This is a genomic window from Paenibacillus sp. FSL K6-3182, assembly GCF_037976325.1.
GTDB lineage: Bacteria > Bacillota > Bacilli > Paenibacillales > Paenibacillaceae > Pristimantibacillus.
Genome location: NZ_CP150265.1, coordinates 1,427,085 through 1,446,611 on the forward strand (window position 1 = coordinate 1,427,085; position 19,527 = coordinate 1,446,611).

At 46.8% G+C, this 19,527-nt stretch carries 14 protein-coding genes; 10 read left to right on the forward strand and 4 right to left on the reverse strand.

Annotated features, from left to right (window positions below):
- Positions 1-39: 39 nt before the first annotated feature.
- The 3 genes from MHH56_RS06165 to MHH56_RS06175 are packed head-to-tail and all read left to right on the forward strand — an operon-like array spanning position 40 to position 4,754.
- Entirely contained in the window at positions 40-1,065 is a 1,026-nt protein-coding gene (locus tag MHH56_RS06165) for a carbohydrate-binding family 9-like protein (RefSeq protein WP_339207304.1), read from the forward strand.
- A gap of 6 nt (positions 1,066-1,071) precedes the next feature.
- Positions 1,072-3,717: a transglutaminase domain-containing protein gene (locus MHH56_RS06170; RefSeq protein ID WP_339207306.1), complete on the forward strand. Its 2,646-nt coding sequence runs from the start codon at positions 1,072-1,074 to the stop codon at positions 3,715-3,717.
- Positions 3,717-4,754 (forward strand): glycoside hydrolase family 18 protein, encoded by a 1,038-nt coding sequence (locus MHH56_RS06175; protein ID WP_339207307.1) that lies wholly within the window; start codon positions 3,717-3,719, stop codon positions 4,752-4,754. Before MHH56_RS06170 ends, MHH56_RS06175 begins: the two co-directional genes overlap by 1 nt.
- A gap of 522 nt (positions 4,755-5,276) precedes the next feature.
- Here MHH56_RS06175 and MHH56_RS06180 read toward each other — a convergent pair.
- From MHH56_RS06180 to MHH56_RS06195, 4 genes are all read right to left on the reverse strand, one after another.
- The gene (locus MHH56_RS06180; RefSeq protein WP_339207309.1) at positions 5,277-6,182 is read right to left on the reverse strand and encodes a DNA ligase; all 906 of its coding nucleotides are present in this window, start codon (positions 6,180-6,182) and stop codon (positions 5,277-5,279) included.
- Positions 6,182-7,015, reverse strand: a complete 834-nt coding sequence (locus tag MHH56_RS06185; protein ID WP_339207310.1) for a Ku protein — start codon at positions 7,013-7,015, stop codon at positions 6,182-6,184. Before MHH56_RS06185 ends, MHH56_RS06180 begins: the two co-directional genes overlap by 1 nt.
- A 144-nt stretch (positions 7,016-7,159) precedes the next feature.
- Complete coding sequence (locus MHH56_RS06190; protein ID WP_339207312.1) at positions 7,160-7,468, reverse strand: hypothetical protein; 309 nt, start codon at positions 7,466-7,468, stop codon at positions 7,160-7,162.
- A 150-nt stretch (positions 7,469-7,618) separates the two neighbouring features.
- Positions 7,619-7,861 (reverse strand): hypothetical protein, encoded by a 243-nt coding sequence (locus MHH56_RS06195; RefSeq protein WP_339207313.1) that lies wholly within the window; start codon positions 7,859-7,861, stop codon positions 7,619-7,621.
- 106 nt (positions 7,862-7,967) lie between these two features.
- On the opposite strand from MHH56_RS06195, the gene MHH56_RS06200 reads away from it, so the two are divergent.
- The 7 genes from MHH56_RS06200 (at position 7,968) to MHH56_RS06230 (ending at position 19,526) form a co-directional block, all read left to right on the forward strand.
- Positions 7,968-9,887 (forward strand): sensor histidine kinase, encoded by a 1,920-nt coding sequence (locus tag MHH56_RS06200; protein WP_339207314.1) that lies wholly within the window; start codon positions 7,968-7,970, stop codon positions 9,885-9,887.
- Positions 9,880-11,400 (forward strand): response regulator transcription factor, encoded by a 1,521-nt coding sequence (locus tag MHH56_RS06205; RefSeq protein WP_339207315.1) that lies wholly within the window; start codon positions 9,880-9,882, stop codon positions 11,398-11,400. Before MHH56_RS06200 ends, MHH56_RS06205 begins: the two co-directional genes overlap by 8 nt.
- A gap of 195 nt (positions 11,401-11,595) precedes the next feature.
- Positions 11,596-13,062 (forward strand): ABC transporter substrate-binding protein, encoded by a 1,467-nt coding sequence (locus MHH56_RS06210; RefSeq protein ID WP_076269713.1) that lies wholly within the window; start codon positions 11,596-11,598, stop codon positions 13,060-13,062.
- An 80-nt stretch (positions 13,063-13,142) separates the two neighbouring features.
- Positions 13,143-14,081 carry an ABC transporter permease subunit gene (locus tag MHH56_RS06215; RefSeq protein ID WP_179089866.1) on the forward strand — a complete coding sequence of 313 codons (939 nt, stop codon included), beginning with the start codon at positions 13,143-13,145 and terminating at the stop codon, positions 14,079-14,081.
- A 50-nt stretch (positions 14,082-14,131) separates the two neighbouring features.
- Positions 14,132-15,046, forward strand: coding sequence for a carbohydrate ABC transporter permease (locus tag MHH56_RS06220; protein WP_076269714.1), 915 nt, complete (start codon positions 14,132-14,134; stop codon positions 15,044-15,046).
- A 32-nt stretch (positions 15,047-15,078) separates the two neighbouring features.
- Entirely contained in the window at positions 15,079-16,398 is a 1,320-nt protein-coding gene (locus tag MHH56_RS06225) for a glycoside hydrolase family 125 protein (RefSeq protein WP_339207318.1), read from the forward strand.
- Complete coding sequence (locus MHH56_RS06230; protein WP_339207319.1) at positions 16,395-19,526, forward strand: alpha-amylase family protein; 3,132 nt, start codon at positions 16,395-16,397, stop codon at positions 19,524-19,526. Before MHH56_RS06225 ends, MHH56_RS06230 begins: the two co-directional genes overlap by 4 nt.
- Position 19,527: the final 1 nt, after the last annotated feature.

Genomic DNA, 19,527 nt, shown 5'->3' on the forward strand with positions numbered 1-19,527 from the left:
ATTTTCAAAGATTCATAGCAATTCAAACGGAGGGATAACATGAATTTAAGCGGATTGCAGGAGCCGAACATCGAATATGCACCCAAACATTATGTATGTCGCCGCGCGGCGGAGCCGCTCATTCTTGACGGGCGAGTAGATAAGCCGTTCTGGTCAGCAGCGGACTGGACAGACGATTTTGTCGATATCGAAGGCGATCTTCGGCCAAAACCTGCGAAGCAGACCCGCGTGAAAATGCTGTGGGATGACAACTATTTCTATTTTGCGGCAGAATTGATTGAAGACGAGATTTGGGCGACATTGACGGAGCGGGATTCGGTCATTTTTTATGATAATGATTTTGAAATATTTATTGATCCCGATGGCGACAGCCACAATTATTATGAGTTTGAAATTAACGCGCTGAACACCGTGTGGGATCTGCTGCTGGTTAAGCCATACCGCGACGGCGGTCCGCCGATTAACGGCTGGGACATTAGCGGGCTTCAGACAGCTGTACATATTGATGGCGAGCTGAATCGGCCGGAAGCAGCGAATCGGAAGTGGAGCATTGAGGTAGCGATGCCTTGGAGCAGCTTGCGCGAATGCGCGCCTGAAGGCAGAGCGCCAGTAAATGGCGAGTTTTGGCGCGTCAATTTCTCCCGCGTTGAATGGCGCGTTGAAGTGAAGGATGGCGAATACCGCAAGATCATCAATCCGGATACGGGCAAATCCTATCCAGAGGACAACTGGGTTTGGTCTCCGATGGGACTTATTAATATGCATTATCCTGAGCTATGGGGTTATGTCATGTTTGCAGGGGAAGATGGCCCGGATTCGTTTGAACAGCCGCCGGATGAACGCATAAAGTGGGAGCTGCGCAAGCTCTATTATCGTGAGCGCAATTACTTCGCAAGTCACGGTGAATTTACTGCGGATGCGGAATCGTTGATGCATGGCGGAGAGCAGTGGAGCATATTGCCTGCCATTGAGACGACCCGCTCCATGTTCCAAATCACAACGCCGTCTAGCGATGGGAAGTCGAGCTTCTGCATTAGGCAAGACGGAAAGCTATGGAAGGAGTGAGTTCGCATGACATTGCAAACCTCTGTATTCTCATTAGAGCAAGCGTCGATGGAGCTGATTGAACGCAAGTTTCGTGAGAAGCAGCTGCTCGCTAAGGCGAGAGAGCATGAGCTGTTTGATATTTTTCAGCAGCCGCTAACGGATGAAGAGACATGGGCGCTCAAATATTTGTACGCCTATATGCCTGTAAACGATATGGCTGATTATGACGGTACGTTATTTCTAAGCCATGTGCGGCAGACGCTGGACATTCGGGGAAAAGTGCCTTGGGGGAAACGGGTGCCGGATCATCTCTTCCTGCATTTTGTGTTGCCCTACCGTGTGAACACGGAAAACATCGAGGATTCACGCGGTATCTTGTACAGTGAACTGGCGGAGCGTACTGCGCATTTGTCGATGGAGGATGCGATTCTGGAGACGAACTACTGGTGCCATGAGAAGGCGAACTACATTGGCAGCGATCTGCGGACGATCTCGCCGCTTACGATGATTCGAAATGCTCGAGGCCGGTGTGGTGAGGAATCGACACTTGCTGTTGCAGCGCTTCGGAGCATTGGCATTCCTGCTCGCCAAGTGTATACCCCGCGCTGGGCGCATTGTGACGATAACCATGCTTGGGTAGAAGCTTGGGCTGACGGGCAGTGGCACTATATCGGCGCTTGCGAGCCGGAAGCTCGCCTTGATCAAGGCTGGTTCACTCCTCCAGCCCGGCGGGCAATGCTGATCAATACTCGGGTATTCGCAAATTACCCGGGCCCTGAGGATATTACGCTTGCGGATAATTGGTTTACAGAAATTAATTTGCTTGAGGGTTATGCGCCTACTCGAAGCATTACTGTCACTGTGAAGAATGAGCTGAATGAACCGGTCAGCGGCGCGAATGTTTATTTTGAGCTCTACAATATGGCTGAATTTTATCCCATTGCTGAGCTGAAGACAAACGAGCTGGGTGAGGCTGCGTTTAAGACAGGCTACGGAGATCTGTTGATTCGTGCTGTGATGGATGGCAAGTGGGGAGAAAAGAAGATTACAGTTCGTGATCGTGTGCGCTTCGATATTGTTCTGAATCAAGTGCAGCAGCCCGAAGGGATAACTGATTTTGATATGGTTCCGCCTCCTGAACGTAATGGCAAAGCTCTTGATGTGCTTTCCGAGGAGAAGGTTCAGCGGCATAATAGCCGTCTGGAAGAAGGAACGGGCATCCGAAGCAGCTATGAACAAACATTTCTAAGCGAAGCGCAGGCGTCGGATATTGCCGAGGCTGCTGGTCTTCCGCAGGAGCGGGTGTGGGATGTGCTGCGCAAGGCACGGGGAAATAGCCGCGAGATCGCAGCCTTCTTGCAGGAACGCTCCGCTGAATTTGGAGAATGGCCGCTTAAGCTGCTGGAGAGCTTGAACGAGAAGGATCTTTCCGATTCGTTCCGCAAGGATCTTGACGATCATCTCATCGGTTCGCTGTCACAGCGCGGCGAGCTTCCCGAAGACATCTTCTTGCGGTACATCCTTTGTCCGCGAGTGTTATATGAAATGATCGTGCCTTATAAGCATTTTTTCCAAGAGGTGTTCACTGAAGCACAAGTGGCATTGTTCCGGCAAAATGCTGCTGAGCTTGTACGCCATCTGGAGTCAGAGTGGTCGTTGTGGGAGGACCTTCCCAATCTGAAGGGCAGAGGCAACCCAGTTGGTACCTTTAAGATCAAGAAAGGGGATCAGGCTTCTCTCGATATTATGTTTGTGGCGATCTGCCGCAGCATAGGCATTCCAGCACGCTTGCATCCGAGTGAGCAGAAGCCGCAATACATGGCGATGGCTAACGGTGGCTGGCAGGATGCGTTATTTGCAAATCGAGCGATGCAGCAATTGGAGCAGAAGGAAAACGGAAAGCTGCGACTTCTTAAAGATAACGAGTCATCCGATGAAGCTCCAGCAGCTTCGTACTCTGAGAACTTCACGTTCGCCCGGCTGGAGAACGGCATATATAAAACGTTGGTCTACCCTAATGGGAAATCTGATGTATACGATGAGCCGTTCGAACTTGCGCAAGGCAGCTATCGATTGACCACAGGTATTCGGCTAAAAGATGGCACCGCATGCGTTCGCTTTTCCTATTTCGAGCTGGGTGCAGGAGAACAATTGGATATTCCGCTGACTTTCCGAAGTGCGAAGCAAGGTATTCCAGTACTTGGGAAGCTGAACAGAAACGATACGTTTACGATGCTCGATGGTTCAGACCGATCGATTGGTGAGCTTATCGGCATGAATGGGGCAATTGTTGCTTGGCTGGAGCCAGAACGTGAGCCTACCAAACATTTATTCCGTGAACTTAGCGAGCTTGCTGAGCCGTTGAGCGAACTTGGAGCGCCGATTGTGCTTGTCGTAGGTGATTCCGAATGGACGGCATCTTTTGATCCTTCTCGTTATAAGGGGTTGCCTTCGCGTACCGTGTTTGTTCGTGATTCCACTTACGCGTCTTTGCCGGACTATATAGCAGTGCCGCCAGCTAGCGAAGCGGGTTTCCCGCATCTGCTCGTACTGGATAGCCAAGATCAAATTCGTTATACAGCATCAGGATACAAGATCGGTACGGGAAAAGAAGCATTGCAGATTCTCACTAGCATATGGCAGCAGCCAGCGAAACGGAGTGATACGTAATGGCAAGTCGAAAATATATTGTGGCGGGTTATGCATCAGATTCGAAGCTTCCAGACATGACGCGGGAAGATTTAACGAAGCTCACCCATTTGAATGTGGCATTTGGCCATGTGCGCAATGATGAAATTATTACAGAGCATTTGAAAAATATTGATGTTCTTCGCAGGATTAAACACGAGCATCCAGAGCTGACTATTCTATTGTCTGTCGGCGGATGGAGCGCAGGCGGGTTTTCTGAAGCTGCATCTACCGCTGAAGGGAGGAGCCGCTTCGCAGATTCGGCGGTTCGTGTATTAACCAATTTTCCATTCGATGGAGTCGATCTCGACTGGGAATATCCTTGTTATGGTGAAGCGGGCATAGCGTCGAGTCCAGATGATAAGACCAATTTTACTCTGCTGCTCAAAACCATCCGCGAAGCTTTGGACGAGAAGGGCGCAAGTGACGGGAAACATTATTTGCTTACGATTGCAGCAGGCGCGGATCAATATTATGTAGACGGTACGGAAATGGATCAAGTCCAGCAATACTTGGATTTTGTTCAGCTGATGACCTACGATATGCGCGGTGGATTTCAAATTTTAACGGGGCATCATACGAATCTGTATACTCCAACCGGAGATTTATTCCGCATCAGTACGGATGCATCCGTTAATTTGTTCATCCGAGCAGGCGTGCCGAAGGAGAAGATTGTGATAGGCGCGGCGTTTTATACTCGGGTTTGGCATAACGTTCCTAATCGCGCCAATGGGCTTCATCAAATGGCGGGCAGCACAGGCGGATATGGACCGGATTTCACCAAGCTTGCAGCGGAATACATCAATAAAAACAATTATGTTCGATATTGGGACGACGAAGCGAAGGCGCCATACCTCTACGACGGAAGCAGCTTTATCTCTTACGACGACGAACAATCGCTGCATCATAAATGTGAGTATGTGAAAGCAAGTGAGCTTGGCGGCGTAATGTTCTGGGAATACAGCTGCGATGAAACGCACCGTTTGCTCCACGCGATATATGAAGGGCTTAAGGAGTAGCTGGATTGGGAAGTTGCTTAGTGGTATCGGTGCGGCTCTGATGCACAAGAGGAAGTCAGTTTTTCAAAATAAGCCTACTTTCTAGTCCTATTTCCGTGAAAGGTGCATGTTTGTTGAAAATAGGTCTAGATTTTATCGCTATTTTTACTGAATCGACGCATAGTGGGGTATTTGTCGGGTTGTGAGCGGAAATAAGCCTACTTTCTAGTCCTATTTCCGTGAAAGGTGCATGTTTGTTGAAAATAGGTCTAGATTTTATCGCTATTTTTACTGGATCGACGCATAGTGGGGTATTTGGCGGGTTGTGAGCGGAAATAAGCCTACTTTCTAGTCCTATTTCCGCAAAAAGCTCATGTTTGTTGAAAATAGGTCTAGATTCTATCGCTATTTTTACTGAATCGACGCATAGTGGGGTATTTGTCGGGTTGTGGGCGGAAAAGTGTAAGAGGAGGTTGTCCCGTAAGTAAATGACTTTGTGGGGCAACCTCCTCTTTAATCGGCCGATCAAACTTTTCATCAGCGCTAAACCTCGCCGTCTCCCGCACCAAAACCTAGCAATTTCGGCTGGCGAAGCAGGCCCGTATCCGTAAACTCGAGTGCGGTCACCCTGCATGGGAAATGTACGGCAAGCCAGACTACGTCGGATTTCTTCATGCCTTGCGAAAGCGACGGGAAGGGGCAATCTCCCGGGTGGTCATGCATGAACTGGAGCAGCAATTTTTTGGAGGCGTTATCTAGTCCAGAGACATGCCCAATATATTTATTCTCATATTGCAGCACGAGGCTCGACACGAGGCCATCCCTTAATTTCACCCCAACAACGTCCGCGACGATTCGTACTTCCTTCCGTTTCTTGAACCAATCTTTATGGCCTTTGCCCTCGCTGTAAGGACTATCCAGACGCTTCGATATGAGCCCTTCCCACTCCCGCTCGATAAGCCATTCCCATAAGGACTGACCATCATCAAACAAGTCGGTGACGAACAAGCGCGGCGATTTTTCAGGAAACTTGGCAGCAAGCCTGCTGTAACGATCACGGAAGGGAAGGCTGCGCAAATCTTCACCGTTATCATTGAGCATATCAAACATGACGAATAAGAGATCATCTTTGCCTGACCTTTTCTGTATGCCTAGGCGGCTGCGCTGAAAGTTTGGACGAGTGCCGTCAAAATAGACGATTTCACCATCAAGGATGCAAGGCCCAACACGCAGCGGCGACAAGAGAGCTACAATTTCAGGGAATGTGGTATTTCGCGGCTCTACTCGTTTGGAAAATAGTTCAACACCGCCGCTGCCATCTAATCGAGCGAGCGTTCGAACGCCATCCCATTTGATTTGATATCCCCACTCCGAGCCAGTAGGGATATCGGGTGAAGTAACTGGCGCCATGGGCACCTTCGGCAGAGGAAGCAAAGACATCGTGTTCATTATCCGGCATCCTTCGTTTTTCTAGTGGTGCTCTTCCTTTTCTTTGGAGCAGCAGGCGGTGTTTTGGCTGCTTCGAGGGAAGCTTGCAGCGCAGCCATCAAGTCAATGACATTCGTCCGACCAATAGCCGGAGCCGAAACCATATCAACGCTTTCGCCCGCCATTTTATGCTGAATAGCTTCAAGCATGGCAGCCCGGTAATCATCGGTATATTTTTCAGGATGAAACGGTTCAGACAGCTGCTCAATGAGCTGTTTTGCCATTTGCAGTTCCTTTTCATTGACATTAGCAAGCCCAGGCAGGTTAGGCACTTCTGCTAGCGGCCGAATTTCATCTGGATAATGCATCGTCTCCATGCATAAGCAGTTTCCGACAACGCGAATCGCCGCCAAGCTGCTTTTGCTGCGGATCGATATTTTGGCGATGCCGATTTTACCTGTTTGCTTGATCGCTTCAAGCAGCAGTGTATAAGCTCCAGCCCCTGACATGTCGGGCGAGAGGTAATAAGCTTTTTGATAATAGAGAGGATCGATATCCGTTAAATCGACAAAGTCGAGAATTTGAATAACCCGTGCAGATTCAGGCTTTAGCGCTTCAAGCTCCTCTTCATTAAAGAGGACAAACTTGTCCTTCTCGTATTCAAAACCTTTAGCGATATCCTCTGGTTTAACGGCTTCATCGCAGTGAGGACAGGTCTTCACATAGGAAATAGGCATGCCGCAAACCTTATGTATTTGGCGGAAATGAATATCCTTATCTTCTGTTGCTGTAAACATTTTTACAGGCACATGAACCAACCCAAAGCTAATCGCACCTTTCCAAACTGTATGCATACAATCCCCGCCCTGCTTTTTTTCCATAGGATGCGCGCGTTTGGTTAAAGTATACGAGGAATGGACAATCTCACCATATCAAGCCGATAACAAAAAGACCCTTCGCAAGCTCATTTGAACTTGTGAAAGGTCTCTATGCTAACGTTATTTATCGCTTTTTTGCTCGTTTTTGGCAAGCTGCTGCCGAAGCTCTGCATTTTTTGCAGCTAATTGTTTCGTTAAAGCAGCCTGCGAAGCATCAATTCTGGCTACCTCTTCGTTTAATTTCGTAATTTGAGTCATCTTGCTGCTAAGGTCGGTGGGGGAAGAGCTCATTTTGATGTTTTTTTGCAGTTGTTTTATTTTAGAGAGAGCTTTCTCTTTTTTGCTTTTATCGTTGCTGGTTTGCTTCTGCATGTCAGCGATTTCTCTTTTTAAGCGGCTGATAATGGATGTAGTGAAGCTAATGGACATAAGGGCACCTCATAATCGTATAGTGTTGCATCGCCCCATTTTACTATAAATCGCTCGTTTAAGCGAGAAAGAAAGACCCGGAAGAATGCCACCAAAATAAGGTGCTCTCCCGGGTCTCCGTTCATGCAAACGGTTTAGGCTGCTGTTAGTTTATTGATTGAGCTCTTGTTTGTGTTCCTGACTGTCCATGCTGTTCACGCTGTTCATGCTTTTCTTGCGAACGGTCGGTCTAATAAATCGTCCAAGAAGCATAAATAATGGCGAGGTTTCGAGTTCGACAAGATTGAGCATCTCCGCCCAGTTAAAGATGACCAGAAACGGCAGTAATCCAATGGCCAGTATGCCGAATATCAGTCCGACGGAAACATTTCGAAGCATTTTACCAATTGTCATGCTCTCATCTCCAATCTTGCGGATTCTCTCACCTTTACATTATACGCCCCTTCCGAGGCGCCATTCAACCGTACCCTTCAATTGCCGATTATTAAGGAGCATACTTGTGCCAGCAAATCATACTGAAGTATTATTAAACCTTGTACCCCATATCGTGAACTCCGATCAACCTATAGAGCAGCGATCATTCACGGGAAAGGAGCTTATTTTGAAGGTAAAAAGCTTGTACCACAACTATGTCAAAAATAATCTTTTCATGAAAATGATTTTGTTGTTTGCATTGATCACAACAGTGACGATCGTAACCTTTTCGTATTTTATGTTTAATGTCATGTCAGAGTCGATCGTACGCAATGAGCTTGAAAATCAGAAAAAAGCGATTGATAGCGTGAATAGCTACATGGCTCGTAAATTTGAATCGGTGGAGTCCATTATGCTTGATGTGTATCGGAATGAAGCCTTATCCCTTCATCTTACTTACTTTCTTCAAAATCCGTTCGAGGATTACATCAATTATCAATTGGATCAATATGCCTCTTCTATTAATATCGACATGCCGAAGGGGCTGGATTATTTTGAAAATAAGGTTGAAAATGATGCCGATATCGAGAACCTGCTGCTGTACAGCTCGGAAAGGCAGTTTTTGTACGCATACAAGCAGGGGCATGTAACGAAGTTAATATCTACAAATGCAGCACATTCCTATATCCCGGATGCCATGGCGATGGAAGGAAGTAAAGTAACGCTGCCAAATGCATGGGTACGAACGGCAATTGGACAGCAGGATCCAAAGCTATTCGCGATACGTGTCCCCATTACGGACAAAAATACGCTAAAAAACCTAGGACAGCTGCTCGTTTATTTCAACTCAGAACGGATTCAAAAAGCACTTGAGAGCTATAAAGAGCAATTAAAGGGCTACATTCTTGTCCTCGGACCAACAGGGGAAGTGCTCTTCGATTCCTCAGACAACTTTTATGGCAAACGCTACCCTTATATCGATAAAATTGATTCCTTGAATGACACTGTGATGCTTGAGCAGGAATCTTATGTCAAGATGTTCACGCAAACCGAAGCGGGTTATACCGTAGTTGGTGTAGCGCCGAAGGCGGAGGTGGCTGCTGCCTATCAAGGCCTGAAGCACACGATTACATTGATTAGTATCATTTGTATCATTATGGTGCTGCTTGTTCCGACCTTGGTTGTTATCAATTTCGCGAAAAGAACGAATAAAATAATACGATTTATGCGCAAAGTGGAGAACGGCGACTTGTCCGCACGCATCCAAGACGAGAAAGAGGACGAGCTTGGGCAAATTTCCAGAAGCTTTAACGATATGCTCGGCGAGCTGACAAAACATATCGACCGCGTCTATAAAGCGGAGATTAAACAAAAGCATACAGAGCTTGCTGCACTGCAGGCTAGAGTGAATCCACACTTTTTGTACAATACGCTCGAAGTGATTCGGATGCGGGCCGTATCGCAAGGAGCGAAGGACGTAGGCGAAATGATATACAGCTTATCGGTGTTATTCAAAAGCTTCGTTCAGCCCAAAGGCGAAAACACGCTCAAGGATGAGCTAGAGACTTCGCGCCTCTATTTGGAGCTGTTTCGGATTCGTTATAAGGACAAGCTGTCTTACGAAATTCATTGCGATCAGAGCTTGGCTAGCAAAAATATAATGCGAATGGCGCTGCAGCCGATCATTGAAAATTACGTTGTGCATGGTCTAGAAGCGCGCAGGCCGGATAACCAAGTGAAAATAAATGTTCGGCAGATAGAGGATCGCATACAAATTCAAGTCGAGGATAATGGCAGAGGTATAGCGCCTGGGCGACTCGCGTCCATTCGTGAGTCGATGGACATGCTGGAGGAAAGCGGCGATTCTTTTGGTCTTCGCAGTGTGCATGAGAGACTGAAGCTGCTGTACGGAACGGAATATGGTGTTGAAATTAACAGCACGCCAGGCGTCGGAACGATCGTAACGATTGAATTCCCAGTGCTAGAGGAGGCGCAGCATGTATAGAGTATTTCTTGTAGATGACGAGCCGTTTATTATAGAAGGCTTGTACGACATTATTGATTGGGCGGCGTTTGGCCTTGAAATCGTCGGTTCAGCGGAAAATGGCCAGGATGCGCTTGAAGCGTTGAAGGAGTCATCGGCTGATATTTTGCTTACGGATATTTCAATGCCTGTGATGGACGGCTTAACTTTGATTCGTGAAGCAAGGCAATTCCGGCCGGATTTGAAGGTCATTATTTTGAGCGGCTTCAACGAATTTGACTATATCAAGTCAGGGCTTAAGCTTGGTGTGGAAAATTATTTGCTTAAACCGATTAATATTGACGAGCTGCAGGAGACGCTGGCTAATACAATCGACAAATTGAACACAACAAGACCAGACCGATTATTTAGTGATTATGATATTCGCATTCTTAGGGATAATATATTGTATCGGTGGCTGACTGGACGCATTGCGCCAAATGAGCTGATCGAACGTACCGATATGCTTGAAATCCGGCTGGATGCTCCTTATCTTGTGACTGCGATTATTCGTACTGAAAGTCAGTTCGAGCCGTCCTATGAAGCCGTACAGCGGCTTGCCATGGAAGATCCGTCGATGCTGCCGTTTGTGGACATTGATGGCGACTTGGTTATCGTGTTTATGCTGGAGGACAAGGAGCTGGGTAAGGAAAAGGCGATGACCATGCTTGAAAATATGCAGAAGCGGTTCGCTCCGAGCCCGATGCGTATTTCGCTTGGCAGTGTGGAGGCGGTAGGCGAGGGTGCGCCGCAGAGCTACGCGCATGCGAAGAAAGCGCAGGAATATTTCTTATTATCCGACGAGCCGGCTATTTTGGACTATAGCTTGTTATCGGAGAAGAACAGCATTGAGAATGCAACGTCGCAGCCGCTGAATTGGTCCTTATTCTCGAAGCTGATTAAGGCGAAAGATCTAGAGCAGCTTTATGCGGCAATCGATGCTGAATTTGAGCATTATCAGACGCTGGACGGCGTTACGCCGGAATATATTCAAAGTATGGCCATTGAGATGATGATACGGTTCAAAATGGAGCTCAAAGAAATTAAGCAGGCAGATCAGCCTGAGCTGTTCAAAGCAGGTTTCACGCAAATCATGCAAGCCGAGACGATTGAAGGGCTCTCCTCCGTCGTCAAAGAAGCAGCTACCTTGACGGTGGATTCGCTTATGCGTGATGTGAAAAGCCCGATCATTCAGCTGCTGCTCGGATATGTGCATGAGAACTATGCACAGGCGCTGTCGCTCAAATCGCTCAGCCAGCAATACAATATCCATCCTGTTTATCTCGGACATCTGTTTCAGAAGGAGACAAATGAAACCTTTACCGAGTACATAAACAAATATCGAATAGGCAAGGCTAAGGAAATGTTGAAGGAGACGAATCTGAAGGTGCAGGAAATTGCGCTTCAGGTCGGCTACTGGGAAACTGGATATTTTTACAAGCAATTTAAGAAATATGTTGGCATTTCGCCGACTGATTACAAAGGACTACTCTAATGCAAGATGGAGTTGTCCTTTCTTTCTTTAATTTGTACACCATACCTTTAATTTGTTCCCTATTTGAAAACCGTTACATCCGTTATTTTTAAGTTAGCCCTAAAACGCATCGCGAATTAAGGTCAGAGCAATAAAGTAAGCGTATGCTTACGCAATTGAATTGTGCTTCGTAACTAGACATAGGGAGGACTTACAATGATTAGAAACAAAAAGAGATTTATGCCGGCGCTTGCACTGATGCTGGTCATGTCAATCGTGCTTAGCGCGTGCGGCGGAAGCAAAAACGAAGGTGAAGGCACTGCCGAGAAACCAGTAGAACTGCTCTGGTACACAATTGGTACGCCTCAAAAAGATGTGGACAAGGTTATGCAGGAAGTAAGCAAATATACAGCAGAAAAAATTGGTGTTACGGTTAAAATGAGCATGATCGACTGGGGCGATTACTCACAGAAGCTGCAAGTTATGACGGCTTCCGGTGAAGCAGTAGACATTATGTTTACGTCTTCATGGGCGTTTGACTACGTGCAGAACGCAAGAAAAGGCGCATTCATGCAAATCGATGATTTGTTGAAATCGCACGGTCAAGGCATCGTCGATACACTTGATCCTGCCTTCCTTGAAGGTTCCAAAATTGACGGCCACAACTATGGTATCCCTGCTAACAAAGAGCTGCCAGCACAAGAAGTATGGCGCTTTAACAAGCAGTATGTAGACAAGTACAAAATCGATATTTCAAAAGTAAACACACTTGAGAGCCTTGAGCCATTGCTCAAAACGATCAAAGAAAACGAACAAGGCGTATATCCTTTCGCGGTTGATAAAAACCAAATGCCTTACGTGCCATATGACTATGTAATCGAGAAGCTTCCAATGGCTGTTTCCCTCGATACAAAGGATTACAAATTGGTTAACGTTCTAGATACACCAGAAATGAAACAAGCTTTGACTACAATGCACAAATATTATAAAGCTGGCTACATTCCAACTGAAGCAGCAACAATGGATTCGATGACAGATGTTCAAACAACTGGCAAATGGTTCTCAGACCGTGCGACAACTCAGCCTTTCGCTGACAACCTATGGTCTGCAAGCTATGGCTACCCAGTAGTTTCAACTCCTGCAAGCAAAGCGCTTATTTATAACTGGTCTGTTATGGGCTCGATGCAAGCTATTTCGGCTAACTCGAAATATCCGGAAAAAGCAATGGAATTCCTAAACTTGCTGAACACAGATCCTGTGCTTCGCAACATGATTGATTCCGGTATCGAAAACGTTCACTACAAGAAAACAGGCGACAATGTTATGGAAAACCTTGATGAGTCTAAAAACTATGACATGCCAACATTCTCACTCGGTAATGTAATGCTTACGTACTTGAATACAACAGATCCTACGAACAAGTGGGAAGAGTTCAAGAAGTTTAACGATGCAGGAACACCAGCACCTCTTCTTGGCTTCAACTTCGATCCGTCGAAAGTAACGACTGAAATTGCTTCCGTACAAAACGTAAGAGAAGAGTTCTGGGCACCGCTTATGACAGGAACAGTTGATCCTGAGACTTACATCAAACGTGCAAATGAGAAATTTAAAGCAGCTGGACTTGATAAAATCATGGCTGAAGCACAACGTCAGCTTGACGAATGGAAAGCGGCGAACAAGTAAACATGCGGGAGGTATGAAGCGAATGCACGGCATTCGTTTCATACCTTTGCTTATTAATCTGACAACTGAGAGGTGATCACGTGGGAGCCATAGGACGGTTTTTTAAAGATATTAATAAAAATAAAGCGATGTTGATTATGGTGCTGCCAGCAACAATCTGGTTCATCTTCTTCTCTTACTTGCCGATGGCCGGTATGGTTATTGCGTTTAAGGAGTACAGATACAGCCGGGATGGATTTCTTGCCAGCATTATCGAGAGCAAGTGGGTAGGCCTGCAAAACTTCAAATTTCTATTCAGTACCAATGATGCTTACATCATTACACGCAATACCGTCGTTTATAACATCTTCTTTATCGTGCTTGGTCTAGTCATTGCCGTTGCAATGGCGATTATGCTGGCTGAGATTACGAACAAGAAATTAGCAAAAGTATATCAAACGGGTATGTTTCTTCCATACTTCCTATCATGGGTTATCGTCGGTTATTTCGTATTCAGCTTCCTGAGCTTGGATAAAGGCGTTGTGAACCAAGTGTTCAACTGGTTCGGCATCGATCCGATAAACTGGTACTCTGATCCAACCTATTGGCCGATTATTATCGTCGTCGTATTTCTTTGGAAATCAGTCGGCTACAACAGTGTCATCTATTTGGCAGCCATCATGGGTATTGATAAATCCCTTTATGAAGCGGCAATGATCGATGGCGCAAATAAATGGCAGCAAATTCGCAGCATTACGATCCCGATGCTTACACCGCTCATTACAATATTGACGCTGCTTGCAATCGGTAAAATCTTCTATGCGGATTTCGGACTGTTCTATCAGGTGCCAAGGGACTCTGGAACACTCTACAGCGTAACGAATGTTATCGATACTTATGTGTATCGCGGCTTGAAATCAACTGGTGAAATCGGTATGAGTACAGCAGCAGGCTTGTATCAGTCGATCATTGGATTTGTACTCGTTATTACATCGAACGGAATTGTTCGTAAATTCAACAAAGACAATGCTTTGTTCTAGTCTAAAGGCTTTACTGCTGGAACAAGCATTGCGCAGGGAGGAAAACCGCTATGTCCGCTCAAACGAAAACCCGCGACTTTCATAGGTTGACGCCCATTTGGAATATAGGATTCCATTCCGTGGCTGGTATTTTTGCATTGTTATGTGTATTTCCTTTTCTATTCGTCACCATCATTTCGTTTACGGATGAGGCGACGCTAGCTAAAAACGGCTATTCGCTCTTTCCTGAAAAATGGAGCTTTGAGGCTTACAGCTATTTATTTAAAGCGGGGGATCAACTGCTTCGCTCTTATGGGGTAACGATAGCTGTTACCGTTATTGGTACTGTCATTGGTGTTGTATGTACAGCGCTTTTCGCTTACGCAATCTCACGTAAAAGCTTTAAATATCGCGGTTTCTTCGCATTTTTCGCCTTTTTTACGATGCTATTTAACGGTGGTCTCGTGCCGTCTTATATTGTTGTTACACAGCTGCTTGGACTTAAAGACTCCATTTGGGCGCTTATTTTACCGCTTGCGGTCAACGCTTTCTACATTATGATCCTAAGGACATTCTTCTCGACCATGGTGCCAGATGCTATTATAGAATCAGGCAAAATCGATGGTGCGGGAGAATTTGGAACCTTCTTCAAGTTGGTGCTGCCTTTGTCGCTTCCAGGGCTTGCAACCATCGCTTTGTTCAGTACACTAGGCTATTGGAATGATTGGTTTAACGCCTTGCTGTACATTAACACGCCGAATTTAGTGCCGCTTCAGTCGATGCTGATGCGGATCGAGAATAGTATGCAATTCATTATGCAAAACTCGCAAAATGCATCGCTAAGCACCGGTTTGCTGCAGTCGATGCCGCAGGATACTTCGCGTATGGCGATGGTGGTGCTGGCAACAGGCCCAATCGTATTCGCTTATCCTTTCTTCCAAAGATATTTCATTCAAGGCTTGACGGTTGGTGCCGTTAAGGAATAATTACGAATCATATTTCTAAAGGAGCAAATACGATGGAGCAATTTAGATTACCGAAAATTCCGATGCCTGAGCTAACGCTGCCGCAGGCGATTCAAGACGTGCTGAAGGAAGCGGAGCAGAAGCTGGCACATCGCCCGAAGCTGCTTCAATTGTTCAAAAATTGCTTTCCGAATACGCTGGAAACAACGACAAAGCTGATGGACGATGGCACGACATTTGTAATTACTGGCGATATCCCTGCGATGTGGCTTCGTGATTCCGTCGAGCAAGTGATGCACTACGTTCCATTCGCGAAACATGATAAAGATTTGCAAAGAATTCTTAGTGGTTTGATTAAACGCCATATTTCCTATATTCAAATCGACCCTTATGCGAATGCGTTCAATGAGTCCGCTAATGATTGGCACTGGAATACTACGGATGAAACGGATATGTCTCCATGGGTATGGGAGCGCAAGTTCGAGCTTGACTCCATTTGTTTCTCCATGCGCCTCGCGCATGCTTACTGGAAAGAAACGGAGCTGACGGATATTTTCGATTCCGGCTTCAAAGCTGCGATGCGCCGCATCGTAGAGCTGTGGAAGACAGAGCAGCGCCATTTTGAACAATCGCCTTATCGTTTTACTCGTGATAATGGCATTCCAACTGATTCACTTCGCAATTCTGGTCTAGGCATGCCTGTAAACTATACGGGTATGATTTGGTCAGGCTTCCGTCCAAGCGATGATGCATGTGATTTCCATTACAACATCCCGGATAACATGTTTGCGGTTGTTACGCTTCGTCAAATGGAGGAAATAGCGGAATGGGTGTTCCGTGACATGGATTTCCTTAAAGAATTGAAAAAGCTAGAAGAGGATGTCAACCATGGCATTCAGCTTTACGGTATTTATCAGCATCCGGAATTCGGACCTATTTATGCTTATGAAACGGATGGTTTCGGCAACTTCTGCCTGATGGATGATGCAGGAACTCCGGGCTTGATCTCGATCCCTTACCTTGGTTATGTGGATGCAGAAGACCCGATTTATGTGAATACAAGAAAATTTGCTCTAAGCAAACATAATCCTTTCTACTATGAAGGAACGGCAGCAAAAGGTATCGGCAGCCCGCATACGCCTCCAGGCTACATCTGGCATATGGCATTGTCGATGCAAGGCATTACAGCTACTAGCAGCGAAGAAAAGCTAGATTTGATTGCGATGCTGGAAGCGACTGACGCGGACACAGGCTATATGCACGAAGGTTTCCATGCGGATAATCCAGCTGTGTTCACGCGCAAATGGTTCGCTTGGTCGAACAGTCTTTTCTCACAGCTTGTCTATCAAGCGATGAAGGATGAGATTCTATGAGCATGATTATTTTCTATGATCCATCGTTTCCAATCGATTCTCGCATAAGCTCGAATGCGGAAGGGCAGCTTCTGCAAATCGGCAGCGTCGTTCGCGCGAATAATCTTGGAGCGGCACTCGCTGCTGCAGATGGCGGAAGCTTTATAAATATGCATGCACCGTATTTCCCTAAGCAAGCATGGTCTGAAATTTTAGCCTACTTAAAGCGCGGTGGAGGTTTAATCAGCATCGGCGGCGTTCCATTCAAAAAACCAGTTTCAAAAAACGAAGCTGGCGTTTGGGAGCCAGAATCTGAGCAAACCGCCTATCACCGCGAGCTTCATATTCATGAGGCTTTGCCTGTAGATGCAGCACCAATTATGAAATTGCGTGCAATGGAAGATCTTCCGCTGCTGCAAGGCAAAGAGTCCATGTTTGAGGTTTCAAGCACTTGGAATCTAGTGCCGCATGTAACCAAAACGAGTGATTTGCCGCATCAGATGGGTTCTGCTGGACCGATGGATGCACAATTGTACCCGCTTCTAAAGGGTGTTTCAGCAGAAGGAAGAGAAGTTGCAGCACCTGTCGTACTATGGGAGAACACGAAGGGAATGTTCGCAGGCGCGCGCTGGTTGTTCGTAAATCAGCCGTTAACGGAGCTATTCTGGCAAAGCGGAGGTGCGGACGAGCTTCGCCGCTGGTCGGAATTCTGCTCAGCAGGCGTAACAGAGCTGTGGCTGAAACCTAATTATGCGTCCTTCGAGCTGGATGAGCGTGCGATGCTGACGCTGCAAGTACAGAAGCTTAGTCGTTCTGCTGCTGCGACAGATTTGCCAGCTGTAAGCTGGAGCTTTTCGATTACGATCCAGCATGAAAGCAAGCCAGATGAGCGGTGGACGAGCAGCATCAATGCGGAAGCAGCGAGCAAACAGCTTATCGTTCGTATTCCCGTTCCTCTAGCAATCGTTAGCGGTTACTATAAGGTGGACTGTATCGCGGAGTCAACGGATGGAGAAGTACGCATTCTTCGCCAAGGCTTCTGGGGTTTTGATGCTGAGCTGCTTGCAGAGGGAACTCCGGTTACGAGCGAACGCGATTATTTCGTAAAAGACGGCAGACCGATGCCGGTTGTCGGCATGACCTACATGACATCGGATGTTGCGCGCAAGTTTTTATTTTTGCCAAATGCATCGGTATGGGACCGTGATATGGCTCAGATGCGCAAAGCGGGCATCAACTGGATTAGAACCGGCATATGGACGGCTTATCGCAATATAATGCAGGTTGATGGCCATGCATCGGAAGAGGCGCTTCGCTCCATTGATGCGTTTCTGCTTACAGCCAAACGCCATGATTTGCAGGTAACCTTTACTTTCTTCTCATTCACTCCGGAAACTTGGGAAGGCCAAAATCCTTATCTCGATCCGCGGAGTTTAGAAGCACAGAAACGGTTTATCCGCTCGATCATTTCGCGCCACAAACAATCGAAGCATGTCGATTGGGATTTAATTAACGAGCCGTCAATGTTTGATCCTCCTCGTATTTTTTCTGATGGACCAAGATCAGCACGCGATCCATTCGAGCAGGCGGCTTATGCAGCTTGGCTTAAGGAACGCCACGAATCTGTGGAGAAGCTGCAGAAGCTATGGAATATGACGCCAGAGCAGCTGCCGAGCTTTGAAGCGGTGAAAGTGCCCGAGCCAGAGGAAATCAACTTTGACGTTCAAGATATGCATCAAGGCAAGAAGGGTACTCGCTGGCTTGATTATGTATTGTTCTCCATGGATATGCATAATCGCTGGGCACAGGAGCTATACCAGGCCATTAAAGAAGAATGCCCAGATCATATGGTTACAGTCGGACAGGATGAAGCGCTTGGCGCGCAGAGGCCTTCACCATTCTTCTATGGCGAGGCTGTCGATTATACAACCGTGCATTCTTGGTGGTTGAATGATCATTTGGTTTGGGACAGTATTTTTGCTAAGACGGCAGATAAGCCGAATTTGGTGCAGGAAACGGGCATTATGTACGTGGAAACACCAGAAGGACGCGCGAAACGTTCGGAAGCAGAACTACGCGATATTCTTGAGCGCAAATATGCCTATGCTTTTGCAACAGGTGGCGCAGGTGCGGTGCAATGGATTTGGAATACGAATTTCTATATGGACAATGCGAATGAATCGCACATTGGCGCACTTCGTGCAGATGGCACGGAGAAGCCTGAGGCAAATGTATCTTATGATTTCGGACGCTTCATGGGTGAAATCAGAGATTTGTTCAGAGGGCGGGAGCTTGAGGATACCGCAGTTGTTTTCCCTTATTCCAATGATTTTTCCAATCGCAAGCTGGCGTTTGATGCAACAACAAAAGCAACGCGAGTGCTGGCTTATGAGCTGAACAAGCCATTCCGCGGCGCTTCGGAATATCACCTGGACGAGCTGGAAGCAAATCCGGTTAAGCTCGTTATTGTACCAAGTGCTCATAATATTGAAGACGCTGCAATGAACCAGCTGCTTAGCTACGTTGAACGTACAGGAGCAACGTTGCTGCTGACGGGTCCAACAAGCCTTGATGCATACTGGCGTCAAGTCGATCGTCATGCTGAGTTGTTTGGATCAAGAGAGCTTGTCAATGTACGCCGCGAAGAACTGCTTCGCATCGGTGATCGTTTGCTGCCTGTTTCTTATGGCAATCGGAGAATTGCTCAGGTATGGAAGGAATCGCAAAAAGGAACTTCTGCAGCTGAAGTCGATCAGCTTATCGAGCTATCGCACGGCAAAGGAAACATCCTTTGGTGTCCGCTGCCAGTAGAGCTGAATGATCGCATTGAGCCGATCTCAGCCATTTATGAGTTTGCGCTCACCTATGCAGGCTGCAGCGTGGAGCTGGATTGGATTAAAGGCGGACAACTGCCAGGTGTATATGGTCGTAAACTGTCCTTCCAAGACGGCGCGTTATTCACATTCGTATCCGAGTTCAGCTTGAATGTCGATATTGAGGTGAAAGACCCTTTAACCGGCGTTTCCTACGCTTTTACGCTGGAGAAGGAACGGTCTGTACTCTTTGCAGTGGATAAAAACGGTCAGCTGCTGTCCGTTTACCGGCCTGATCAGGTAAATGTGAATGTAATTCCTGCAAACAACGATTAAC